Source organism: Paenibacillus sp. D9, from assembly GCF_001188365.1.
GTDB classification, from domain to species: Bacteria; Bacillota; Bacilli; order Paenibacillales; family Paenibacillaceae; genus Paenibacillus_O; species Paenibacillus_O humicus.
In genome coordinates this window covers 4,436,002-4,460,095 of the sequence record NZ_JZEJ01000001.1, presented here as the reverse complement: position 1 = coordinate 4,460,095, position 24,094 = coordinate 4,436,002, and the positions used below count along the sequence as shown (strand labels likewise).

Annotated in this window: 24 protein-coding genes; 8 read left to right on the top strand and 16 right to left on the bottom strand. The window is 55.7% G+C overall.

Features of this window, described 5'->3' with window-relative positions:
• Positions 1 to 206 precede the first annotated feature (206 nt).
• Positions 207 to 1,295 carry an L-dopachrome tautomerase-related protein gene (locus VE23_RS20100; protein WP_049868883.1) on the bottom strand — a complete coding sequence of 363 codons (1,089 nt, stop codon included), beginning with the start codon at positions 1,293 to 1,295 and terminating at the stop codon, positions 207 to 209.
• A 343-nt stretch (positions 1,296 to 1,638) separates the two neighbouring features.
• Positions 1,639 to 1,920: a hypothetical protein gene (locus VE23_RS20095; RefSeq protein ID WP_049868882.1), complete on the bottom strand. Its 282-nt coding sequence runs from the start codon at positions 1,918 to 1,920 to the stop codon at positions 1,639 to 1,641.
• A 190-nt stretch (positions 1,921 to 2,110) separates the two neighbouring features.
• Here VE23_RS20095 and VE23_RS20090 point away from each other — a divergent pair, with 190 nt between their 5' ends.
• Genes VE23_RS20090 through VE23_RS20070 form a run of 5 tightly spaced genes read left to right on the top strand, consistent with a single transcriptional unit; the run spans position 2,111 to position 4,425 of the window.
• On the top strand, positions 2,111 to 2,353 hold the full coding sequence (locus tag VE23_RS20090) for a hypothetical protein (protein WP_021878555.1): 243 nt from the start codon (positions 2,111 to 2,113) through the stop codon (positions 2,351 to 2,353).
• 12 nt (positions 2,354 to 2,365) lie between these two features.
• On the top strand, positions 2,366 to 2,752 hold the full coding sequence (locus VE23_RS20085; RefSeq protein ID WP_049868881.1) for a spore coat protein: 387 nt from the start codon (positions 2,366 to 2,368) through the stop codon (positions 2,750 to 2,752).
• Positions 2,749 to 3,885 carry a zinc-dependent alcohol dehydrogenase gene (locus tag VE23_RS20080; protein WP_021878553.1) on the top strand — a complete coding sequence of 379 codons (1,137 nt, stop codon included), beginning with the start codon at positions 2,749 to 2,751 and terminating at the stop codon, positions 3,883 to 3,885. Before VE23_RS20085 ends, VE23_RS20080 begins: the two co-directional genes overlap by 4 nt.
• Positions 3,886 to 3,916: 31 nt before the next feature.
• Positions 3,917 to 4,117, top strand: coding sequence for a hypothetical protein (locus VE23_RS20075; RefSeq protein WP_021878552.1), 201 nt, complete (start codon positions 3,917 to 3,919; stop codon positions 4,115 to 4,117).
• Between the two features lie 11 nt (positions 4,118 to 4,128).
• Positions 4,129 to 4,425, top strand: a complete 297-nt coding sequence (locus VE23_RS20070) for a spore coat protein (protein ID WP_048747009.1) — start codon at positions 4,129 to 4,131, stop codon at positions 4,423 to 4,425.
• Between the two features lie 147 nt (positions 4,426 to 4,572).
• Here the strand turns inward: VE23_RS20070 and VE23_RS20065 are convergent, their stop codons facing one another.
• From VE23_RS20065 to VE23_RS20025, 8 genes are all read right to left on the bottom strand, one after another.
• Entirely contained in the window at positions 4,573 to 5,424 is an 852-nt protein-coding gene (locus tag VE23_RS20065; RefSeq protein ID WP_049868880.1) for a sugar phosphate isomerase/epimerase family protein, read from the bottom strand.
• Positions 5,425 to 5,472: 48 nt separating this feature from the next.
• The gene (locus VE23_RS20060; protein WP_232317002.1) at positions 5,473 to 6,507 is read right to left on the bottom strand and encodes a zinc-dependent alcohol dehydrogenase family protein; all 1,035 of its coding nucleotides are present in this window, start codon (positions 6,505 to 6,507) and stop codon (positions 5,473 to 5,475) included.
• A 20-nt stretch (positions 6,508 to 6,527) separates the two neighbouring features.
• On the bottom strand, positions 6,528 to 7,697 hold the full coding sequence (locus VE23_RS20055; protein WP_021878547.1) for a Gfo/Idh/MocA family protein: 1,170 nt from the start codon (positions 7,695 to 7,697) through the stop codon (positions 6,528 to 6,530).
• Positions 7,694 to 8,677: an ABC transporter permease gene (locus tag VE23_RS20050; protein WP_049868878.1), complete on the bottom strand. Its 984-nt coding sequence runs from the start codon at positions 8,675 to 8,677 to the stop codon at positions 7,694 to 7,696. The genes VE23_RS20055 and VE23_RS20050 overlap by 4 nt, the downstream gene beginning before the upstream one ends.
• A complete protein-coding gene (locus VE23_RS20045) occupies positions 8,658 to 10,157 on the bottom strand; it encodes a sugar ABC transporter ATP-binding protein (protein WP_048745597.1) in 1,500 nt (499 codons plus the stop codon). The genes VE23_RS20050 and VE23_RS20045 overlap by 20 nt, the downstream gene beginning before the upstream one ends.
• A 70-nt stretch (positions 10,158 to 10,227) precedes the next feature.
• Entirely contained in the window at positions 10,228 to 11,400 is a 1,173-nt protein-coding gene (locus VE23_RS20040) for a substrate-binding domain-containing protein (protein ID WP_049868877.1), read from the bottom strand.
• Between the two features lie 188 nt (positions 11,401 to 11,588).
• A complete protein-coding gene (locus tag VE23_RS20030; protein ID WP_049868874.1) occupies positions 11,589 to 13,004 on the bottom strand; it encodes an ABC transporter substrate-binding protein in 1,416 nt (471 codons plus the stop codon).
• Positions 13,005 to 13,036: 32 nt separating this feature from the next.
• Positions 13,037 to 14,461, bottom strand: a complete 1,425-nt coding sequence (locus VE23_RS20025) for a response regulator (protein ID WP_049868873.1) — start codon at positions 14,459 to 14,461, stop codon at positions 13,037 to 13,039.
• Positions 14,462 to 14,530: 69 nt separating this feature from the next.
• On the opposite strand from VE23_RS20025, the gene VE23_RS20020 reads away from it, so the two are divergent.
• Positions 14,531 to 16,333: a cache domain-containing sensor histidine kinase gene (locus VE23_RS20020; protein WP_049869806.1), complete on the top strand. Its 1,803-nt coding sequence runs from the start codon at positions 14,531 to 14,533 to the stop codon at positions 16,331 to 16,333.
• Between the two features lie 91 nt (positions 16,334 to 16,424).
• Here the strand turns inward: VE23_RS20020 and VE23_RS20015 are convergent, their stop codons facing one another.
• The 4 genes from VE23_RS20015 to VE23_RS20000 all read right to left on the bottom strand — a co-directional run bounded on the left by VE23_RS20015 (position 16,425) and on the right by VE23_RS20000 (position 20,748).
• On the bottom strand, positions 16,425 to 17,591 hold the full coding sequence (locus VE23_RS20015; protein WP_021878542.1) for a Gfo/Idh/MocA family protein: 1,167 nt from the start codon (positions 17,589 to 17,591) through the stop codon (positions 16,425 to 16,427).
• Positions 17,592 to 17,660: 69 nt separating this feature from the next.
• Positions 17,661 to 18,881 carry a substrate-binding domain-containing protein gene (locus VE23_RS20010; RefSeq protein WP_049868871.1) on the bottom strand — a complete coding sequence of 407 codons (1,221 nt, stop codon included), beginning with the start codon at positions 18,879 to 18,881 and terminating at the stop codon, positions 17,661 to 17,663.
• A 37-nt stretch (positions 18,882 to 18,918) separates the two neighbouring features.
• A complete protein-coding gene (locus VE23_RS20005; protein ID WP_049868869.1) occupies positions 18,919 to 19,734 on the bottom strand; it encodes a sugar phosphate isomerase/epimerase family protein in 816 nt (271 codons plus the stop codon).
• Between the two features lie 255 nt (positions 19,735 to 19,989).
• Entirely contained in the window at positions 19,990 to 20,748 is a 759-nt protein-coding gene (locus VE23_RS20000; RefSeq protein ID WP_048745611.1) for an MBL fold metallo-hydrolase, read from the bottom strand.
• 154 nt (positions 20,749 to 20,902) lie between these two features.
• On the opposite strand from VE23_RS20000, the gene VE23_RS19995 reads away from it, so the two are divergent.
• On the top strand, positions 20,903 to 21,496 hold the full coding sequence (locus VE23_RS19995) for a TetR/AcrR family transcriptional regulator (RefSeq protein WP_049868868.1): 594 nt from the start codon (positions 20,903 to 20,905) through the stop codon (positions 21,494 to 21,496).
• Between the two features lie 132 nt (positions 21,497 to 21,628).
• On the opposite strand, the gene VE23_RS19990 is transcribed toward VE23_RS19995, so the two are convergent.
• Together VE23_RS19990 and VE23_RS19985 are read right to left on the bottom strand one after the other, a co-directional pair.
• Positions 21,629 to 22,087, bottom strand: a complete 459-nt coding sequence (locus tag VE23_RS19990) for a VOC family protein (RefSeq protein ID WP_048745613.1) — start codon at positions 22,085 to 22,087, stop codon at positions 21,629 to 21,631.
• A 109-nt stretch (positions 22,088 to 22,196) separates the two neighbouring features.
• Complete coding sequence (locus tag VE23_RS19985) at positions 22,197 to 23,099, bottom strand: LysR family transcriptional regulator (protein ID WP_049868866.1); 903 nt, start codon at positions 23,097 to 23,099, stop codon at positions 22,197 to 22,199.
• A 156-nt stretch (positions 23,100 to 23,255) separates the two neighbouring features.
• On the opposite strand from VE23_RS19985, the gene VE23_RS19980 reads away from it, so the two are divergent.
• Complete coding sequence (locus tag VE23_RS19980; RefSeq protein WP_049868864.1) at positions 23,256 to 24,083, top strand: SDR family NAD(P)-dependent oxidoreductase; 828 nt, start codon at positions 23,256 to 23,258, stop codon at positions 24,081 to 24,083.
• Positions 24,084 to 24,094 lie beyond the last annotated feature (11 nt).

Here is a 24,094-nt window from a genome sequence, read left to right as displayed (position 1 = left end):
TTCCCGGCATCTATTTAGCTTTAATAGTAGAAATGGCTTTGTTATAGCTTGTAATATCGTGAATACCGTTCAGCAGCAGGCGTTCCGGTTCCTTCATGGCGGGAAAAGAATAGGTCTGCTCCCGTAGGACCTTCTGGATGTATGATCTGTAGAAAGCAGAAACCCTTCTAGGCAAATAGAGTCAACTTCCTAGAGCGAAGTCCTTATTAAAAGGCAGGAGCAGGTGATTCGTCTATTTTCATACGGAGCAAGCTATAAGGCTTCTGCCGCAGGTCATATCCATAATGAAATCTGGCCTGCCGATGCAATTGGTTCACGGTGAAATATAAGTATTGATCTGGACCAATCGCAAAAGTATCCGGCCATAAAATTCTCGGATCATGTGCGATCGTTTCCATGATGCCGTTGGGCAATATCTTTCGAATACTGTTGTTTTCATAATCTCCAACATAAAGGGTTCCTTTTGCACCGGTGAACATTCCATCTGAAGCTCCTTTTTCTCCCCCATACTTCACGTGATCCTGTACATTCATATCCGGTATCGTTCGGTCTCTTAGGACTTCCGTTGAAATCGAGTACAGCTGTCGACTGGAGAGAGGACAAAAATACAAAATCTTGCCGTCCGGGGAAATCGCTATACCATCCGAGGCTAATCTAAAGGGTGAAGTAGATCCATCTTTGTTGCGGTTCATCAGGATTTCGCCTTCGACTTTCGGTAAAAAAAAGAGATCGGGCGAAGTTGAATTTGCCCCGTTCAACCGTCTCCAGGCATATCCCGTTTCTAAATCAACGACAATAATGGCCCCCGGTCCTCGGGTAGACGAATCCGTTATATAAGCATAACCTGATTTCCCAACACGAAAATCAAATCGGACATCATTCAGATAAGTGGTTGGCAGGACAACATCCTCTGTAAATGTAAATACGCTTCTTATGGTATTTGTATTTAAATCGACAGCGACTAACTTCGCCCCCCCTTTGATGGGTTCTGAAAAATTAGGAGCCCCCGTATCCAGTACCCAAAGCGTTCCCTTTCCATCCGCAAAGACACTTTGGACACTAATGAAGGACGTTGTGATTGTCGATTGGCTTGCCAAATTAGCTTCTAAACTAGGATAAGGCTGCAAGGTTCCGCAAACGATTTCAGCCACCGTAAATTCAACATCGTCTCCCCATTTTGGAAAACAAATAAAAACTCGTCCGGTTTCAGAAACAGCAACGCCTGTAGGCATGGCTCCGTAAAATAAAAAAACCGCCTCAAGCTTTCCGAAATACCTTTCACTCGGCAACGTCATGAATAAAATCCTCCTCAACAGGTTCGAACTGCTATCACTTATATATGACTGAATGAGGGGCTTCAAGTGCCCGGGTAATAAAATTTTTTACGGAAATGCCCCGGGACGTCGCCCGGCTTGCCCTGCTGCGCTCCTGCTTGCGCCGCGCTGTGGTGCTGAAGAACTTCGGTTAAGCAGAAGAAAGAGGGAGGCCCCCTTAAGGGCCTCCCTCTCGCTTGTCAAGATTCGCGGCGCGGGTCCGTCCAATCAAGCGCGTCCGCCGACGTGCAAAAGGTCTCCTTGAAAGGAGGCCATTTCCGCAGTCTGCTTATAATTATCGGCGTAAGTTCAGAAAACTACCCTTTTATTGTTGGTCCGGCAGACGCAATGCGTTTGCCGAAGTTTGCGCTTGATCTAAAAATTCCTCTGCTTGGGTCAATTGCTGCCGGGCCGTCTCCAGGGCTTGTGAATTTGTTGCCGCATTAGATTCACTTATCGAGCTTATCGCTTGATTTAAAGCCGATTTCACCTCAGAAACCGCGTTAGATGCATGCTGCTCCAGCGCATTGCCGCTCGAGTCAAGTGCGCCTTCTGCCGGTTTTCTTGCGTTTTCGGTGCTTAGAGCCATTTTCTTTTCATTGGGCAAGGTGATTCCTCCTTCCTTGAGCAAAGATCAGCCACTTAAACAGAACTAAGTATGCGGTTGAAATTTTGTTTATATTCTTACGCCTGCATGGGAATTATCCGACCCTACATTTCCGGCAATCCTTTTTAGAATAGGATCCGATGAATTGGAAAATCTAACGTAGTGAAAAAAAGGAGGGGATAAATTCTCAATGAATACGCCAACGCTAGCGCCGCACGAATCGATGGAACTGCATGAAGCTTTAAACTTTAAAACGCTCTGCATCGCCAAGTCAAAGCTTATGCAAGGCTTGGTCTTTGACCAAGAGCTGAAAGCTTTAATGCAGAAAGACGTCATTCAATCCACACAACAAATCTCCGAGCTGCAAGCAATCTACGCAAGAGCTCCTTTCCAAGCGCCAGTTCCGAATAGCCCCACACCTATAACACATTAAAGGGGAACGCAAATGAATACTGATCATCTAGACCCGATTAATTCATTAAATATGCCGGAAATGGCAGATATGACTTTTGCAATGGACTTCCTTCTTCGTGCCAAGGAGGGTGTGCGAAATTTGTCCATCGCCCTGACGGAAACGGCTTCTCCGGATGTAAGAGCTCTGCTGCGCAATCATCTTAATCAGGGGATTGCTATGCACCAAGAAATCACGGAGCTCATGATTCGCAAAAAATGGTTCCATCCTTACGAGCTGAACGAACAGTACCAACTCGACCAGCTTTCGGCGAAAAATACGGTCATGATCGGGCAGATGAATTTGTTCCCGGAGGATACGTCGCGTAAAGGGATGTTTGATCGGACCCCAGATGAACATATTGGAGGACATAAAGCATGAAGGCGGTAACGTATCAAGGGATTAAAAATGTCTTGGTCAAAGAGGTGCCGGATCCGAAGATTGAGAAACCGGACGATATGATCGTAAAGATCACCAGTTCCGCCATTTGCGGTTCCGACCTTCACCTTATTCACGGGATGATCCCTAACCTTCAGGAGAACTACGTCATCGGGCATGAACCGATGGGGATCGTAGAAGAGGTAGGCCCAGGCGTGACAAAGGTAAAAAAAGGCGACCGTGTGATCATCCCGTTCAACATCGCATGCGGAGAATGCTTTTTTTGCAAAAATCAGCTGGAAAGCCAATGTGACAATTCAAACGAAAACGGGGATATGGGCGCATTTTTCGGCTACTCCGGAACAACCGGCGGATACCCTGGCGGGCAAGCCGAGTATCTGCGAGTCCCGTTCGCAAACTTTACCCACTTCAAGATTCCCGAAAACTGCGAACAACCGGACGAAAAGCTAAGCTTGATCGCCGATGCCATGACGACGGCATTCTGGAGCGTAGATAACGCCGGCGTAAAGAATGGAGATACGGTCATCGTGCTCGGCTGCGGTCCGGTCGGACTTCTGGCCCAGAAATTCTGCTGGCTGAAAGGAGCAAAGCGGGTCATAGCCGTCGACTATGTCGATTACCGCTTACAGCATGCTAAGCGAACAAACAATGTGGAAATCGTAAACTTCGAACAGGATAAGAATATCGGCAACAATCTCAAGGAAATGACCAAAGGCGGCGCCGATGTCGTGATTGATGCGGTAGGAATGGACGGAAAGATGAGCGATCTCGAATTTCTGGCCAGCGGTTTGAAACTGCAAGGCGGCACCATGAGCGCATTTATCATTGCGACTCAGGCTGTCCGTAAAGGCGGGACCATCCAAGTCACTGGGGTATACGGCGGACGCTATAACGGATTCCCGCTCGGCGACATCATGGAGCGCAACGTGAATATCCGTTCCGGACAAGCTCCGGTCATTCACTACATGCCGTATATGTACGAGTTGGTTACGTCGGGCAAAGTGGACCCTGGAGACATTATTACGCACGTCATTCCGCTCAGCGAGGCCAAGCGCGGCTATGAAGTGTTCGATACGAAAACGGACAACTGCATCAAAGTCGTCTTAAAGCCTTGAATATGGATAGATACAAGGGAGGACCATCCGAATGAATTCCAATTACGCTTTGCATGAGATGCTGGAGGTTCATGAAATGGCTGCGTTCAAGACGGTCTGCATGACCAAAACCATAACCTTTCAAGCTCTGGTAACCGACCCGGAACTCATGCAAATTTTGCAGCAAGACGCACAATTATCCCAGCAGCAGCTTCAGGAGCTCAGTGGAGTGCTGTCTAAATCGACCTTATAGGAGATAAAAACATGAACACAATATTAGAACACATGACAGGGCTTCATTCGCTGACCGATGACGTGATTGCAATGGACTGTTTGATGAACGCCAAGAGCGGAGTCAGAAACTACGCCATGGCCGTGACCGAATGTGCCACCCCCGAAATCAAGCAGATTTTGATGAAACAGCTCGACGAAGCCATAGATTCCCATGAAAAGATAACAACCTACATGATGCAGCGGGGCCTATACCATCCCTACCATATTTCAGAGCAAATTCAGCTCGATCTGAAAAACATTCAGACCGCTATGAACATTCCGTCCTGACACCGTATTCGTATCCGTCCCGACAAAAACGCGCAAAACCGCTATGGTTCAGGCGCGTTTTTTTGATTTTAGCCGAAGACTCCAAGAGAATAAAATGTTCCCCGTGTCTCGATTTATTTCATTTTTTTCGCAATCATCCATTTGTCCTTATCCGATTTTCCAGTCGATTTTCTCCATGATGGCCTTCAGCGACCGAATATTCTCCTTGGCATACCAATCCGGCTCGGACTGGCGGCTGTGGAAGCCGATCTCGGCGGCGAGGTAACCGCCGTAATTGATGTCCTTCAGCGCTTGCAGCACCGCTTCAAAATCGCCGCGGCCGTGTCCGGGCGGCAGACGGTCGCTGTCCGAGATGTGGACATGGTGCAGCTTGTCGCCCATCCGGTATACATAATCGCTCGGCACCTCGTTGCGGTACAGGGCGTGAATCGTATCGAACATCAGCTTCACGTTGTCGTGGCCGGACTGCTCGGCGAGCAGGATCGCGTCGTCGGCCGATTCGATCAGGTTGCTGTCCGTCGGCGTCGGCTCGATCACGAGCGTGATGCCGAGCTCCTTCGCATACGGCGCAATCTGGTCGAGCGCCTCGAGACTATAATTCCAGGCCTCCGTCTGCGACGTGCCGAACACGGCCCAGCCGGCCAGATAGATGACGGTCGGGCACTCCCAATCGTGGGCCAGCCGGAGAATGTCCTTGTAATGCTCCACGACCCAGGCGCGCTCCTCCGCTACCGGCGAGCTCGGGTTGTTGCCCGGTCCGCCGCCCGGCGCCGGAAGCATCGACGAGACGGCGAGCTTCTCCCTGCGCAGCAGGGCGAGGATGTCCCGACGGCGTTCGGCGTTGAGATGCGGGGGCCAGGCGTGGGGGCTGGCGCAGCCGATCTCAATCGCATCATAGCCGAAGCCCGCTATGCGCCGGATCGTCTCCTCGAGTGGATACGACGGAACCCATACGGGGAAGCTGCTGTACACCCAGGTATTGAACGAAAGTCCTTTCATCGGTACACGTCCTCTCGGAAGGGTAGTCTTGCTTCTTGTACGCCCGCGTCAGTCCCAGACAAAGACCGCTTTCTCCGTCTTGCGCTCGTCGAACATCCGGAACGCGGTCTCCGCTTCCCCGATCGGAAACGTGTGGGAAACGAGCTTCTCCACCGGAAGGCCCTTCTCCATGATGAACCTCGTGATTTCGTCATATTCGAAGATGGGAAAATACCAGGAGCCCATAACGGTGACCTGCTTGCGGATCAACTGATTGCTGGGATGGATCGTCAGTTCGCGGCATTCGCCGATGAACGCGGCGCGGCCGTGCGGCCTCAGGGCGTTCAGTGCCGTATTTTCCGCGTGCGGGCTGCCGGAGCAGTCGATCGCGGCATCGGCGCCGCGGCCTCCCGTAATCTCCATCACTCGGGCCAGCACGTCTTCCTTGCCGTTAATGACATAATCGGCACCCAGTTCCTTGGCGACCTCCAGCCGCTCGTCCAGCATGTCGACGGCGATGACGGTAGCGCCGAGCCCCTTTGCGACCATGACGCCGGCGCCCCCCATCGGGCCCATGCCGAAGATGACCAGCGTGTCGCGGCCGCTGATGGCCAGCCGCTTCTGCGCGTGGTACAGCGTGCCGACCGCATCGGTAGATACCGCTGCCACCAGGTAGCTCATGCGGTCGGGGATGCGCATGCAGTTCTCAGCCGGCACGACCATGTAGTCCGCGTCGCCGCCGTGCTGGTCAAAGCCGATGCATTTCCATTCCGGGCAAAACATCCGGTAGCCGCTCTTGCAGTGCGCGCATTCGCCGCAGCCGACGGCGAGGTACACGGCCACGCGGTCGCCTTCCTTGAAGCGGGTTACGCCTTCGCCCACCTGCACGATTTCACCCGCCGGTTCATGACCGGGGTGGATGCAGCCGGATTTGGCCGCTTCTCCTCCAACCACCGCATCGCTGCCGTAGTACAGGCTCATATCGCTGCGGCAGATCGCGGACGCCTTCATCTTGATCAGCACTTCGCCGCCGCCCGGCGAAGGAATCGGAACTTCCCTTATTTCGACCTTCTTGTCTCCCGGAAAAACAACCGCCTTCATCATAATGAGTCCCTCCTTGGTGGTTAGGTTGTTACGCGTATCCAGCGTTCCTCTTCGTGGCTCTGAAGGATGGCGTCCGTAATGCGCATGGACAGGTGTCCGTCCTCGAAAGTAGCGAAGTTCGGCCGGTCCTTGCGCGGGTCCTTACGATCGCGGATGAATGTATAATATTGAAGCATCATGTTCTTCAGCGAATCCGGCCAGCCTTCCGTATGCCCGCCGGGGTGGTGGATGGATGTCCGAGCTTCCTCCAGGAACAGCGAAGGATCCGCCATCAGAACTTCGTTCGATTTGTCCCGGTGTCCGATCCACAGACTGGCGGGCTCCTCCTGTTTCCAATAAGCGGATTTTCGGCTGCCGTTCAACTCGAAGCTCAGCGCATTCTTACGGCCTGCGCTGGCTTGGGAAACCGTAAAGGAGCCCTTGCTTCCATCCTCGAACCGGACGAGCACCGACGCGCAATCCTCGGTGCTGACAGGCACCTCTTCGTAGGCGGTTTCGCCGCCGTCCGTCTGCAGGCCGAACGTTGCACCGCTCGCGATCGGCTTTTTCCGGACCGGGTGGACCGTCCACAAATCCGCGAAGACGGCCGTGATCCGCTTGCCTGTCACATACTGTACCGTATCGCACCAGTGCGAGCCGATGTCCGCGACTGCCCGCGACCTTCCGCCGATCGCTTGGTCGAGCCGCCAATTATAGTCGGTATCGAACAGCAGCCAGTCCTGCAAGTAGCTGCCGTGCACGAGATGGATCGGGCCAAGCTCGCCTTGCTTTACCATCTCGGCCAGCTGCTTCATCATCGGGTATTGCCGGTAGTTGAAATTGACGCCGTGCACGACGCCGCGATCGCGCGCCAGGCGAAGCAGTTCCGCCGACTCGCGGCTTGTCATGGCCAGCGGCTTCTCGGACAGCACATGCTTGCCCGCAGCGATAATGGCTTTGTTGATCTCGAAATGAAGGTGGTTCGGCGTGCAGTTATGCACCACGTCGATGTCTGGATGGGCCAGCAGCTCCCGATAATCGCCATAGGCAAGCGGCACGCCAAGCTGTGCCGCTTTTTCCCGCGCCATCTCTTCGCCGTTCTGGGCGAGGGCGATGACTTCGACGAATTCGAGCCGGCGCATGGCCTCGATATGCGCCGGGCCGATAAAGCCGGTTCCGATGACGCCCGCCCGAATTTTGGGGGCCGTCATTTCTTGATCGCCTTTTTGCCGAACATCACGGCAAGGATGATGATAAGGCCCTTGATCATCATCTGCTGGGAGACGTCGAGGCCCATGATGATTAAGCCGTTGTTGATCGTGCCGATCATGATTGCGCCGACGACCGTTCCGATGATCGTGCCGACGCCGCCGAACAGGCTCGTGCCGCCGAGAATGACCGCGGCGATGACCGAGAGCTCGTCGCCTTCGCCGAAGGAAAACCGCCCGGCGTTCATCCGGCCCGCATAGAGCAGTCCTGCCAGACCGGCCATCAAGCCGGTACCAAGGAAGACGAGCAGCTTGATCCGCATCGTCTTGACGCCGGAAAAGCGGGCTGCGGTCTCATTGCCGCCCGTGGCCAGCGTCTGCCGACCGAACGACGTTTTGCGGAGCAGCACGTGGGCGATGACCGTGAACACCAGCGTCCAGATCAGCAGAACCGGAATCGGACCTATATCGCCCGAGCCGAAGATAAAGTTGAACGTATCGTTGACGATCGGTACCGGCGCCGTGTCCGTGACCCACATGGCAAGACCCTTAACCGCCCCCATCGTACCCAGTGTCACGAGGAATGACGGGATGGCCGCCTTCGTCACCAGCATGCCGTTGACCAGCCCGACAAGAACGCCGGTTCCAAGTCCGGCGATGAGACCGCCGATGACGCCGAAGCCGTGCGAAACCGCCAGGGCGCCCGTCAGCGAAGACAAGGCAGCGATGGAGCCGACGGAGAGGTCGATCTCGCCCGTGCTGATTACGAACGTCATCGCCAGACCCATCAGCGAGATGGTCGCCGTCTGCCGCACGATGTTGAGCAGGTTGCCCGTCGTCATAAAGCCGTCCGAATACAGGGTGACGGAGAAGTAAATGAGCACGCCGATGAATGCGATATAGACGATATAGTTGCGCCATTCGAAGCCCTTGAGTCCCGCGAACGGGGCCGGCTTCGCCGGTTCAATACCCTTGGATGGCATACTGAAGCTCCTCCTCTGTGTGAATGTCCTGCCGCTCCAATTCCTTGATAAGCCGGCCTTCGTGCATGATCAGCACCCGGTCGCTGAGCGCCAGCAACTCGGGCAATTCGGAGGAAACGACCAGCACCGCTTTACCGCTCTCCGCCATTTCGCGGACGATGTCGATGATTTCGGTTTTGGCGCCGATGTCGACGCCGATTGTCGGCTCGTCGAGCAGGAGAACATCCGGATCGTTCGCCAGCCATTTGGCGAGAACGATCTTTTGCTGGTTGCCGCCCGACAGCAGGTTACTCGTTTTGAAAATGTTGTCCGTCTTGATTTTCAGCCGTTCGACCATTCGCTTGCTGACGTCGTTCGCTTTGCGGTCGTCAAGCCAGGGGCCTTTCTTCATCTTCCGGATGATAGGCAGGATCATGTTGTCCCGCACGCTGTGCTGCAGCACCAGACCCTGCACGCGCCGGTCCTCCGGGATAAGCGCGATGCCCGCGTCAATGGCATCGGTCGCGCTGCGAATGGTGCGTCGTTTGCCGTTGATGCGGATCTCGCCGCCGTCCATCGGATCGATGCCGAAAATAGTGCGAAGCAGCTCCGTCCGCCCGCTTCCCATTAGACCGGCAATGCCGACGATTTCGCCGGGCCGGATGCTCAGGCTCACGTCCCGGACGCGTTCGCCCGAGGAGACGCCGAGCAGCTCCAGCACCGGCGCCGCTTCCTTCGCGTAGTCGCGCGCCACCCATTCGAACGCCTTATTGAAGGACTGGCCGACGATATGCTGGATAACGGATTCAAGGTTGGTCTCCTTGATCACTTCCGTCGTGATTTTACGGCCGTCCCGGAGGATCGTGATCCGGTCGCAGATTTTGAAAATTTCGTCCATCCGGTGCGAAATATAAATGATGGCATAGCCTTTGGCCTTCAGCTTTTCGATGAACGAGAACAGCACTTCCGTCTCCGTCTTCGTCAGCGACGAGGTAGGCTCGTCCATGATCAGCACTTTCGCTTCCTGCGATAGCGCTTTCGCAATTTCCGTCATCTGCCAATAGCCGACGCCGAGGTTCTGCACGACATCGTCCGGCTTGATGTCGACGCCCAGGTCGTTCAGGAGCTTCGCCGTCCGGATTTTGTTGTCCCTGTCGTCCAGCAGCCCCATCGCCGTCTTCGTCTCGCGCGTCAGAAAGATGTTCTGTGCAACCGTGAGCGTGGGGATCAGACTGAACTCCTGGAAGATCATCGAGATGTTGTTCGCCCTCGCATCTTCATAGCTGTGAATCGTAACGGGCTTGCCCTCGATCCGGATTTCGCCCTTGTCGGCGGAATACACGCCGGTGAGAATTTTCATGAGCGTCGATTTGCCTGCCCCGTTGCCGCCCATCAGCGCATGAACCTCGCCTTTATTCACCGAGAAGCTGACATCGTCGAGAACCGTAATGCCGTTAAACGCCTTGGAAATGTTCGTCATCTCCAGCACGGGTTGATCCATTCGCACTCACCTTCTTTGTGGGATGGCGGGAAAGGCCGCCCGGGTGCGGCCTTTCGCCTGATTCTGCTCCTTATTGCTTCAGCGCGTTCTTCACGCTGTCCGGTGCGTCCTGACCGTAAATCAGCTTCCAGTTGTCGAGCACATTCTCTTTCGTCACCTTGATCGCCGGGGACGCGACGTACGCGGGCGCCTGTTTGCCCAGAAGCGCGTAGCCCGCCAGAATCGCCTGCGCCACGCCCTGATCGTAAGGCAGCTGGGCGCCGAGACCGCGGACGAGGCCATCGGACGCGATCGAAATCGCTACGTTCGTGCCGAGGTCGACTGTCGTCACGATCAGATCGTTCCGGCCGGCCGTCCGGGCGGCCGCCATAACGCCTTCGGCCGGCACGTCCCATGGGGCAAAGATTCCCTGAATGTCGGGATGGCGCGTCAACATCGCCGAAGCGACCTCTTCGCCCTTGTTCGGATCCGTGATGCCGCCGCGGGCCACGATTTCGATGTTCGGATATTTTTCCTTCATTCGTTTCTCAAAGGCGTCCGAGCGGTTCTTCGTGACGAAGAAGTTGACGTCATGGAAGACGACCCCGACTTTTCCCTTGCCGCCGAGCTTCTCGGCCATGATGTCCGCCGCGAGCGCGCCGTTGCCGTAGTTGTCGCCCGAAACGATGCTGATGTAATCCTTGCCGGGCTTCATGCCCTGCGCCGCGCCGTCCATGAACACCAGCTTGACGCCCTGCTGAACGGCTTTCTTGTAGGCGCCGGCCGTCGACACCGCATCGACCGGAACCGAAATCATGACGTCCGGCTTCTTCGCGAGCACCGTCTCGATGTCGTTCACCTGTTTCTCTGCTTTGAACTGGGCGTCCGTTACCGCAACCACCTTGATGCCCATCCGCTCAAAGGTGTTCTTCATGGCGCCGACGGCCGCGTTCATATAGTCGGTGCCGGAGTAATGCATGACGATGGCGGCCGTGTAATGGCCGTCCTTGATCTTCTTGAGCTCATCCTCGGTGAGCTTCAGCTCCTTGGCGGACACCGCCTTCTCACCGTTCGGACCGATGTCCTGCACCGGCAGGTCCGGGATGTTCGGATTGATCGTAAGCGGTCCGGATGCATCCGCACTGTAGTTTTTGGAGGTGACCTCCGCCGCCGACGTAGTTGTTTTTGCCGAGCCGCAGCCGGCAAGCGCCAGCCCGCTGACGAGCAGAACCGCGACTGCGGTTGTCCACGACTTTCTCTTCATGCTGCTTCCCCCGCTTTTTTGTTTTTTTGTCGAACCTGACGGTTGCGAACGATTCGTATCCTGAGTATATCGGGACCGGGGAAGCGGCTGTAGCCGACGATTTTAACCGCGCGGGGGGAAATTTTTAGCTGGAGGACCCTGACAAAAAAAAACGGGTCCGCGAACGATTCGCGAACCCGGCACTTCATTCAGTAGCCTTCCATGATCATGAATTGCGAGACCGTATCCACCGCCTGGTCCAGCGCTGCCTTAGCCGACTGCCTGCCGGACAGGTAGCTCTGGACTGCGGTTTGCACAGCTTCGGACAGCTGATTGTAGTTCTTGATGCGCGGCCGGCCCACGCCGACGCGCAGCGACGCTCCCAGGACGTCGTAATATTCCCGCAGTGACGTGTCCCCAAGGTGCCGTGCCGCCTCATAGGCCGACATACGCGTCACATGGTGGCGGTATTTCAGGTAGCCCTGCTGAGCCTCAACCCCCGCCAGGTAGGCAGCCAGGTCGAAGGCCGCCTGCTTCTGCCGGGAGTACTTGTTGACAGCCAGCCCCCACGAGCCGAAATGGGGTCCCCTTATGATCGTACCGTTCCGTTCCACGCCGGGCAACATGAACGAGCCCACCTGACCCTGCACCTTAGGGTTCAGCTTCATGTCGTGATAATTCATCCCCATCGCCGTCTGCCCGTAGCCGAAGGCAATCTCCACCTCGTCCCAGGTGTACCCCGTTACGCCGGGAGGCGTCACCTTGTCCTTGAGGATCCAATCGCCGTACGTCTCCAGCGCCCGGACACCAGCTGGCGAGTTGAAGACCGGCCGCATATTGTGGCCGAACAGCTCCCCGCCATATACGTTCAGGAACGATTTGAAATCGACGAAATTGGCTTCGCTCATGCCCGCCATCAGCGTTGTGCCGTACAAGTCGACCGTTCCGTCCCCGTTTGTGTCGCGCGTAAAAAAACGGGCCAGATCGAGGTACTCGTCCAGCGTCTGCGGCACCTCGAGCTCGCGGCCGTACCGCTCCCGGAATGCGGAACGGTTGGCCGAGTCGAGGAACAAATCCTTCCGATAGCTGACGGTCAGCACATTGGATTGGATGGGCAGGCTCCAAATATCGAAGCCGGCGTTCTGGATGCGGTCCACATCGACGACGTCCATGGCGGGCGGCTGCTGGCGCGACTGGATGGAATCGAAAACAGACGTATCCAGAAACACCTTGGCGATAAAATCGTCTACGCGGATTGGCGGGTTCGCGCTCCGGATGTAGGCGGAAAGGGGCTCCAGATGAGGAAGAATCCGCGGCATCCAAGGCGTATCCACGGCCATGAGGTCATACTGGCCGCTTTTCCGCGCGAGCTCCGAAAACACCTTTTCCTGCAGACTGTTGTAAGGAAACGTGTCGACTTCAACGGGTTGGCCAGTGATGGCCTGATAGCGCTCGGTCGCCGCAATCACGGCCTCCGAGCCGGCTTCAACCGTTGCGTACAACACCCGCAGCGGACGCGGCGCCGAGGGCTGCTCCTCGGGCCCGCCGCCGCCTGACTGGCTGCACCCTGCGAGCAGCAGCGAAGCAACCAGCAGCGTAATCCATCCGACTCTCCATCGTTTCACTCCGGCTGTCCCTCTTCCGCACGGCATCCTGATCACTCCGGCACCCCGTCGATTCCATGCTGCCTGCGAAACTCGGAGGGCGAATAGCCGAATTCCCGTTTGAACAGGCTTCTGAAATAGGCATGATCCGCGTAACCGGTCTCTTCGGCGATTTCATTGATTTTTTTAGGCGTACGCAGCAGGCGTTCCCTGGCATACGACAGCCTTTTTCGCGTCAGGTAGCGGACAAAATTTTCGCCCATTTGCTGCTTGAACATCCGGCTCAGCGTGACGGGATGCACGTTCACCGCATCCGCGACCGCCTCCAGGCTGACGTTCATGTCGGTGGAGTTCTCGATAAGCGCCAAGGCCTGCTGAAACCAGCTGCCGGGGGGCTGCTCCCGCTCCGAGCGCTCCTGGCGCTCCACGTCCTGGATAGCCTTTACGCCGCCAAGAACGATTCGCTGCAACCGCTGCTTAAGTTCTTCCCAGGAGGCATGGTTCGACACCCATTGCTGCCAGTAGCGCAGCGTATCCTCGTCGACGATAAGCATGTCCTTCTTCGTCAACCCTTCGTCCAGAAGCGCCATCAAAAAGGCACACTGGTGCTCCAGGGCGTTATAATCCAGATGGCCAAGGCTGTCCATCCATTCTTCGAAAGCACGCTCCAGCTCTCCGTAATCGCCGCCGCGCGCATGCAGGACGATCCGCTCCCGGCAGGCGGCAGCCCGGCGCGCCCATTCCTTGCCCGAGCGGCCGCCGTTGTCCGCTGCCGGACGCGAATGAAAAAACATGCGGGCCCGATGCTTCCGGTATTCGGCCAGAAAAGACGGTAGGAATGCCGCCTTTTCCCGGAAGCCTCCGGACGCCGGCTCTACTGTCATGCCGACGACGGCCCCTTCCGTTCCGTCCTCCAGGGCGAAGGCGAAGACCAGGCCGGTTTCGCCGTTGCGCGGACTCGCCGGTTCCATATCCCGGGGCTCGAAGGAAACCGCCTTCCACAGCCTTTCGTCGAACCATATTCCCGCTTCCTGCGGCACGATCCGGAAACCGGCGAGCATGGGAATGCTTGCGGCGTCGATCCGCTGCCGCATGTCCTGGAGCAGCAGCATCTGCAGGGAGTCTCGGACCCTGTCGACGATTTCCCTCAGCTGTACGCGGTCCGCGGGCTTCAGCAGATAGTCCGATGCCCCGGATTGCAGCGCCTGCCTCGCGTATTCAAAATCATCGTACCCTGATATAATGACCACATGCATGGCCGGGTAACTGGCTTTCAGCCGCTTAAGGATGTCGATCCCCCCGATCTCCGGCATGCGGATATCCAGGAAGGTCAGATCCGGGCGTACCATCTCAATCCGCTCCAGCGCCTGATGACCGAATTCGGCGTCAAATATTTCGTCGTCCGGAAACAGCGCATTCAGCTTCTGAAGAATGCTCATCCGGACCTCCCGTTCGTCGTCGACCACACAGATTTTCATAATCGAACTTGCTCCTTCCGGCCAACCTGAGCTGGAGTACGTCACACGCCAGGAGGTCCTCACGTGGCCATGCCCGCCTTTGTCATGCGTATCGTAAACCGGCTTAGCTTGAAATTCAAGCTGTTCGTCTTGCTGATCCTTATATCCATCATCCCGATAACCCTGGTCGGTTACAACTCCAATACGTTCATGTTCCGCTCGGGAACGGCGTATTCCGGCTCCATCTCATCGCAATACGTGGATTTCGTATCGACGGAGTTGAACGCCTACCTCCAGAGCCTGAATCAATCCTTCGACCCCCTGTTCAGCACGCCGGCCTTCGTCCATTACATGGGTACGCCGGACAGCTGGCTGAAGGAGCAGGCGGAGGATCTCATGCGGTTCCGGCCGCTCGTCCGGAGCTCGCTGCAATTCCACCCCGAAGTGATCAGCGTTCTCTACTTGGACCGCTTGGGGAAAGTGTACTTCGACTCCTATCAGCGGCAGCTCGATCCGGCCTTTGCCTTCGGCGAAGACCCATGGTACCGGAAGGCGTTCCGGATCAACCGGAATGCGCTGAGCGAGCCGCACGCCATGCCGTACGTGCTCTACAGCAAAGATACGACGTTCTCCTATGTCCGGCCCATCCTGGACACGGATACCGGCGTAACGAGGGCCGTTTTCGTCGTGGAAATCCAGGAGAACCGGATCAAGAGCATGCTCCGGGGCGAGCAGACCGGCCAGCCTGGTCAGGTGATCCTGATACACACCCAAACCGGCGCCACTGTGTCGGAGACGCCGGTCGATTCCGGCGTCATGCGCGATTTCAAATCCGCACTGGTCGATCAAGCAGGGTCGAAGCAGCCGTTCCTTTTCCGCTCCGGCCCTACCGAATACCAAGCCAGCTACGCCGCGCTACCCGACAGCCAATGGCTGGTCGTCTGGACCGCGCCCCTGAATACGATCAATAAAGCGGTGCGGCAGACGGTTCAACTGTCGCTGCTGATTGCGGTCCTCAGCCTGCTAACGGCACTCATCGTTGCGTTTCCGGTCATGAGCGTTCTTCTGCGTCCGCTGTACAAGCTGAAGGCCGGCATGCTGAATCTGGGGCAGGGCAAGTACGTGCCGATTCCACAGGGCGAACGGTACGACGAGATCGGCTACCTGATCCGCAGCTTCAACAAGACGCTGGAGAAGCTGCAGCGGATGGAGCGCGAAGTGTACCAGGCCAACCTGCGGGAAAAGGAGCGCGAGCTACTGCAGCTTCAGGCCCAGATCAATCCGCATTTCCTGTTCAATACGCTCGAAACGATCGATTCCTACGCTTCCCGGAACAACGGCGATGCGGTTGGCGACATGGTGCAGTCGGTCTCGCGCATGATGCGCTTTACGGTCCGGAACGATGACGGCTGGGCGCCGCTCCGCGAGGAGCTGGAATACATCCGTAATTTCCTGACCATCCATTATTACCGGAACGGCCGGGAGGTAAGCGCCATGTTTGACATCGATCCAGCGGCCATGGACGTGCAGGTCATGAAGCTCAGCATTCAACCGTATTTCGAGAACGCGATCAAATACGGCTGGAGCCCCAACATGACGGCGGACGAATTCAAGCTCACCGTGAAGGTGTCCCTGCAGGAGAATCATCTGGAGGTCGACGTTCAAGATACGGGCACCGGCATGCCGCCGGACGTGCTTCGTCGCATCCGTCAGCTGATTGCGGAACAAGGCGAGTCGAAGGACCCTTATTTCCGGTCGCATACCGGCGTCCGCAACACCTTCCGCCGGCTGTTTCTCGTCTACGGCAGCGAGGCAGATGTCGTCGTCGAGAGCGTGCCCGGCGCGGGAACGCGTTTCCGGTTCCGGGTTCCAGCCGGACGACCGGCCCTTTAAGCCCCCTGCGAGATGAAACGACAAAGAGGCAGTCCCGGACGGCGATCCGCTCGGACTGTCTCTTTCTGATGTATCAAGTGTTCTAGGAGGGCTATTCGACCGTTTTGACCCATGTGCCGCTCTCTGCGGAAGCCATGATGGCGTCGGAAATGACATGGATGCGGTAGCCGTCGTGGAAGTTCGGCGATACATCGGTATCGTTGACAATGGCGGAGATGAAGTCATGCGCTTCGATGATTTTCGTCTCGCCATAGCCGATGCCGAGCGCCGGAATCGGCCAAAGCGCCGGGCCGTTCGGATGCGCCGGACCCGTATAGATCGTCCGGAATCCGCGGCGGTCGTCCGGATCGTCGGCGAAGCAGACCTGCAGCTCGTCGCGGCGCTCGTAGTTGAACGCGATGGAGCCTTTTTCGCCATGGATTTCGAACGTCAGAAAGTTGTTGCGTCCCCACGCGTTGCGCGTCGCTTCAATGCTGCCGACCGCACCGTTCTCGAACCGGAGCAGCGTGCTGATCTCGTCATCGACGTCGACGGCCTCCTTCTTGACCTCGCCCGAAGCCTTCACGGTCCCGAGCTTGTCGACCGGCCCGGACGATATCGGACGCTCCTTGATCCAGGTCTGCGCCGTGCCCATGACCTCCGTAATTTCGCCCACCAGATAGCGGGCAAAGTCGATGACGTGGGTGCCGATGTCGCCCAGCGTGCCCGATCCCGCGATATCCTTCCGGAACCGCCAGGACAGCGGCGAATTCGGATCGGCCGACCAGTCCTGCAGGTAGGTCCCGCGGAAGTTCAGCACGCGCCCGATCGCGCCTTCCTCGATGTATTTCTTCGCTAGCGCGACGGCGGGCGTCCGGCGGTAGTTGAAAGCGACCATATGCTTGACGCCGGCTGCGGTGACGGCATCCAGCATCTGCTTGGCTTCCTCGGTCGTCCGGGCAAGCGGCTTCTCGGAAATAATGTGCTTTCCCGCCTTGGCCGCCGCGATTGCGATTTCGGCATGCGTATTGTTCGGCGTCACGATGTCGATAATGTCGATGGAAGGATCCTCGACAACCTTTCTCCAATCGGAGGCGTAGGATTCGAAGCCGTAACGGGCTGCCGCTTCCTTAGCCAAGTCGTCTGAGATATCCACGACAGTCTTGCGGAACGGAATGGCCGGCGCCGGCCAGAAGAACATCGGCATCCCCGCATAGGCGAGCGAGTGGGCCTTGCCCATGAACCCCCCGCCAATCATTCCAACATTTAACGTACGCATGTGGCCATCTCTCCTTTTCTGTCTGCGCCTGCTTGTTGGGCACGGAACTTCCGCATCGGCTTATACGCCTTATTTCTTGGCCGCGTCCTGAATCGTTTTCGGCGCATCCGCATGGTACACGGTCTTCCACGAATCCAAGATGTTCTCCTGATTGACGGGCAGCGCCGGAACCGCTACATAAGGAGGTGTCTCCTTGCCGAGCAGCGCATTTGCGGCCAGGATGGCCTCCGCTACGCCTTGGTCGTACGGCAGTTGGGCGCCGAGACCCTTAATCATGCCGCCCTTGGCGATTTCCAAGGCGACGTTCGTGCCGAGATCGATCGTGGAAATGGCGAGATCAGTGCGGCCTGCCGAACGGGCGGCGGCCATGGCGCCTTCAGCCGGGACATCCCATACGACGAACATGCCCTTCAGCTTGGGCTGCTTGGTCAGCATGGCCGCAGCTACTTTCTCGCCGTCATTCGGGCCTGCAATGCCGCCGCGCTCGACGATATGAATATTTGGATACGATTCCTTGATCGTTTTCTCGAACGCTTCGGTGCGCTGCTTCGTGACGAAGAAGTCTGCGTCGTGGTAGATTACGCCGATGTCGCCTTCTTCGCCGATCGCTTTTGCGAGGATGTGTGCGGCTTCAACGCCGTTGCCGTAGTTGTCGGCGGAAACGACACTCACATAATCCTTGCCGGCTGTAAGACCGGCGGCTTTATTGTCCATGAAGACGAGCTTGACGCCCTGAGCGGCCGCCTTCTTGTACGCACTCGCCGTGGATACGGCGTCGACCGGAATGCTGACGAGAATATCCGGCTTCTTGGCCAGAATCGTCTCGATATTGGCCACCTGCGTCTCGGCTTTGAAGTTCGCGTCCGTTGTGGCGACGATCTCAATGTTCATCTTGGCGAACGTATCCTTAAGCCCTTTAAGCTGAGCGGCCGACCAGTCGTTTCCGGCATAGTGCATGGAAATCGCCGCCGTGTAGTTGCCTTCCTTGACCTTAGCCAGATCCTCCGGCGAGAGCGACAGCGTCTTGGCGGAGACGGCGCTTTCGCCGTCGGGACCCTTGCTCAGGATATCCTTGTCCGGCAGGTCCTGGTTAATCGTGATCGGGCCGTCGGCAGTGCCGTCCGCATCCGCCGTCCCCGAATTCGACGTTGTGTTGGCTGCGGCACCGGATGCCGTATTGTCCGGCGCGCCACCGGAGTTATTCGTATCCGCTTTCGAGCCTCCGTTGCCGCAGGCTGCCAGCAATAACAGGCAGACGAGCATAATGGAAAGCAGGGTCGATCTTTTCATGCCATATGGCCCCCCAAATTTGGTTTATCCTAACCTTCTATCGCAAATGCAGCGTATCTCTCAGGTATGCTCTGCTTATGCCTGCCGCCTTCGCCGGATCGTCGTGGCTGTCCAGTTCGATCGTAACCCAGCCGTCGTATCCCTGCTCCCGCAGAAGCCTCAGCATGTCGCCGAACGACTGTCCGCCTTCACCGAGCGGGACGAATGCGCCCGAGCGGTAATCCTTGAAGTGAATGTATGTGATCCGGCTGCCGTATTTCCGGATGACCTCCAGCGGGTCGCCGCCTCCCGCTTCGATATGCGCCGTATCCGGACAAAGCGGAATGTCCGTCAGCGGCATAAGCCGGTCCAACTGATCGGGGCGCTCCACCATGGTGCCCAGATGCGGATGATAGCTGGCCTGCAGGCCGTGTCGCCTTGCAATCCCGGCAGCGATGTCGAGCCCTTTGGCAAGCGCGGCAAAGTCCTCTTCCCGTATACCGGCAGCGCGGACGGCTCCTCCACCGAGCACCAGATGCTCCGCGCCCGCTGCGGCGGCAAGCTCGGCCGTTTTCTCGATTTTGGCCATTTCGTCCGGCAGGATGTCCTCATAGATGAAGTTGGCGCCGGTATATACGCCGATCAGGTCCAAGCCGCTGCCGCTCAGCAGCCGGCGGAATTCGTCCATCCGGTTCTCGTACTGGACCAGATTGCCGTCGAACAGCTCAATCCCCTGGTAGCCGGCAGCCGCAATGTCGCGGATCGCCTGCTCCGTGGAACCGTTGGCCAGATAGAACAGATCTTTGACCGACGTGACTCCGGCCGGATGACCGACGACGCCCCCCCAGGTATTCGTCTGATAGCCGATTTTCATGTTCCATCCTCCTTTCCCCTTTTGATCTGATAGCGCCTTCATCTTCCTGCAATGTAACAGGCACGGTTGGCTGCTAAGCCAAGTATAAAAGGCATTGCGAACCGGAATAAGCGGAATAAATTAGCCGGAAGCGCTGATATTTTTAGCGTTGATTGTTTTGCGTCCCCTCTCATCACGGAAGCAACGTAAACAGCCTCGCGGTTGCGTTGCTCCCGGAGGCTGCCATTGTACGGCTCAGCGCGATCTGGCTGAACACTAAAGATCCATAACCTCCCCGTCATCAGGTACAATAGCAACTTGCTCCAATCCTCGTTCCTTCAGGAAAGACCGGAGGTGCTGTCGCTTGAATGTGCAATGGCTGATGGCATCCATATGTACGGCAATAAATCTCGTAGTTGGAGACAAGTCTGCAAGACGAAGGATATCTTCTGCAGTCATTGTGATGATAGTCCCTAACAACATCTGTGCACGGGGCGTATTTAATATCGCAATATTCGGTTGATATTTCAGAAAGGTCTCTTTAATAGCGGGTGTGTAGATGCAGTCGCCAACGATATAAATGGAACCAGCCTCTGCTGCGCTTACAATATATCCAGATACCGGGCCTAGCAGCTTGGCTGCGAAACCGGGGGCATGCTGTCCTTTTATACGTTTCATCTCAATGCCACACCATTCATTAGATTGCTGAATAGCATGTACATGCATAAATCCCGCTGTCTGCAGGAAGGCCTGATCCTCGGGCTGACAAAAGACAGGCAATTTTTTATTCAATATAGACAGGGCCTTCTTATCCAAATGGTCAAAATGGCGATGTGTCAGAAGTATTGCGTCCATGTCTTCGAAAAAATCAAGCGGAACAGGTAAAGGCGTTAACGGGTTTCGGCGAAGCGTACGAGTGAACGGAACCGGCGGGAGCTCGCCTGGATCACTTAACATAGGATCGATCAATATCTTTTTGCCGTTCACGATTAATACCGACGTAGCGTTTCGTATGTGTTGAAACGACATACCCATTTCAATCATCCTTTCCAATTTAATACCGACCGGTCTGTTTTAATTTAACATAGCCTAACGTACAGAGCAAGCATAATTTCCCAGCTCGCATTGAATGCAAAAGGAAACTATGCTAATTTAAGACCAATCGGTATTTTTTGAAAGAGGGATCGCTGTGGGAAAAGGACAAGCTACGAAAGAACATATTATTCGCCAATCCGCCGAGCTCTTTAATACAAAAGGGTATGCAGGTACATCTCTGTCGGAGATTATCGAGCGTGCCAATGTACGCAAGGGGGGCATCTATAATCATTTCGAAAGTAAAGATGAAATTGCGCTAAGCGCATTTGATTACATGTTTGCTAGATTAAAAGGTCTCTTGACAGAGGCAATATCTGAGCGGTCCGAGCCAGCAGAAAAAATACTGGCTATTTGTGATGTTTATATCAAGGTGGTTGAACAAAATATATGGGAAGGCGGTTGCCCCATAATGAATACCGCTGTTGAGAATGACGACGGCCACCCTATGTTAAAACAAAGAGCCCAGCATGCAATGAATGAACTAATGACGAGTCTTGGGGAAATCATCAAGGAAGGCATTAGGCGGAAGCAGTTTCGAAGCGAAATCGAAGTGGAGGCCGCAAGCAGTGTAATAATCGCTTTAGTAGAAGGCGGGGTTATGTTGAGCAAATTGTATAATGACAACAAATACATTCGGCATTGCACGAACCAAGTAAAGACGTATATTCATGGGGGTATGGCAGTCTAGCAGTCAGCTTTTAATGCATTATCCTGCCCTACTTCAAAGAAAATCAGGGAGCAGAAACAGCCCGCGATCTGCTCCCTGGTTATTACATCATCTCCCGAACAGTGAAACTGATTGACGTTCGCTCGCGGAGACTTATGGTCGCCAGACTTCCCAAAGGTTGCCGTCCGGATCAGCGAACGTGATGTTAGGTCCGCTCGTGACCCGTTCGCTTATAATAGGTACGCCGTTTTTCTTGAAGCGCTCAAGCAGCTCCTCGATCCGCGGCGATATGAAGCATGCGATGGCATGAGGTCTGCCTTGGTCCAAAGACCATGAAAAGCGCAATCGACCGCCCGCTTCATCGGATTGGCGAAGGAACAGCGCAGGGACGACTTGCCTTAAACCGGGCGAAGGCAGGTTGCCGGCCTGATCGGGAACATTTAATACCGCCGTTGTCATTCCGGGCTCAACTTGGTCGTCGTTCGCCGGCAGGTAACCTAAAATTTTTTGATACCATTGAATCGACGCATAAACGTCATTTACGGGTACGTAAATACAAGTTACGCCCGTAATGTTCTCCAGCTTTTCATCGCGTTCCTGATTGTCCTGCATCGTCATGCCCTCCTCTAGGTTCATTCCTTCGATCAAGGCTCGATTACTTGATGACCTCAAATCCTTTTAAGCAGCCGCTCATTTCTTTTCGATTGCTCATTTCTTGCGTTCACCCGTGCGTTGGAATCTGCTGCATTTCTCTTATAATCTCTATGAACTGCCGGATCTCCTCGGACGGATGCAGCGGATATAGCAAACCATACGGAACCGAAAAATCCAAATCGCTTAGAATGGTCGACAAGGATGGATGAATATCTGCCCATGCCTCTAAGGTCAGCATCACCGTATTGCTTTCCTCGCAGCGATTGAACACATCCAAATCATAGAGGCGCGGAATATCTTTTATTCGTATTCGCGGATGATTCCTGACCAAGAAATCACAAATGCCTTGGATCGCATTACTTTCGCCGCCGTTTACCACTGCTAACTTTTCCCCGTACAAATCTTGGACAGTAAGAATCTTTTTAGAGGCCAGTCTATGGTGCCGGGATACGGCAAAGCAAACGCGGCAGCTCCCCAACGCAAGCATTTGATAGCAATCATTCAAGCGATCTGTAAGAAACGGCCCCGCTATGATATCGAACGATTGGCCAAGCGTGCGGAGAGTGGTCGGAAGCGTATGTGCGTCATCATCGAAAGGAACGATGTTGATTCCGAATTGCGGAAATTGGTCGCTGACTTCATTCCACCTATCAATCAAAACCTTACAAGGGTTGAGCATGGATGTGCCCACCCGAACCATATGCCGATTCGCCTGTGCGGCTTGATGCATGCGAATGAGCGATTCCCGATAGTACCGCAGCATAAATTCCGCATCCTTAATAAAGGCGGAGCCTGCCTGCGTAAGCCGGACACCGTGGTTGGTACGGTTAAAGAGAGGAACCCCGGCTTGCTTTTCCAGCAAGTTCATCTGCTTCATCACGGCTGTCGTAGAGATGAACAGCTTCTCGGCTGCCTTAGAGAAGCTTCCAGACTCCGCCACTTGAACAAATGTCTTCAGTTGTTCATTCATTTCCGTTCGGCTCTCCTTTTTGCATGAACCAATAGTTAACACCATGCTAACCTTTTTGAAATTCCGTATCAAGCGGCTGCGTCGTAACATTAGAGATGAACGAACGGGCATCAGAAGTTTAACCAATGCCACTCCACAGTAACGGAGGAATACACGATGAAAAACAAAGTCTGGTTCATTACAGGAGCATCTCGCGGATTCGGGCGCATTTGGGCCGAGGCCGCTCTCTTGCGCGGGGATCAGGTTGCCGCGACCGCACGCACGCTGGAGAGCATCACCGATCTGAAGGCGCGTTTTGGTGACGCCGTCCTTCCCCTAACGCTCGATGTAACGGATCGTCGTCAAGCGGAACAGGTCGTTCGACAGGCTCACGCGCATTTCGGCAGGCTGGACGTCATCCTTAACAATGCCGGCTACTCGCTAGTCGGTACGACCGAGGAAGCCGACGAATCCGATGTCCGCGATCTGTTCGACGCCAATTACTTCGGTACGCTGCGGGTCATCCAAGCCGCCCTGCCGCTGCTTCGGCAACAGGGCAGCGGGCATATCGTCGGCGTATCGAGCGCCATGGGCCTTGTGGCCGCACCGCTCATCGGCTTCTATTGCGCCTCCAAATGGGCGGTCGAAGCGCTTCACGATAGCCTCGCGCAAGAGGTAAAAGACTTCGGCATAAAGGTGACGCTGCTCGAGCCCGGCGCCTTTGCAACCGATTTCGGAAGCGCCTTGTCGATGAAGAGATCCCGGGGATTGGAGGCCTATGACGAGCTTAGAGACCGGGTGGTAGGCCGTTTAGCGACCGCAGAACGAGGCGACCCGCAAGCGACGGCCGAAGCGATTCTCCAAATCGTAGATGCCCAAGACCCGCCTCTTCGGTTCGCAGTCGGCGCGGGGGTCTTGCCTTTGATACGCGATGCCTTTGCCGATCGCCTAGCGGCATGGGAGTCATGGGAGTCCGTATCAAACGCGGCGCAAGGCGGCCGATAAACAGCCGTTAA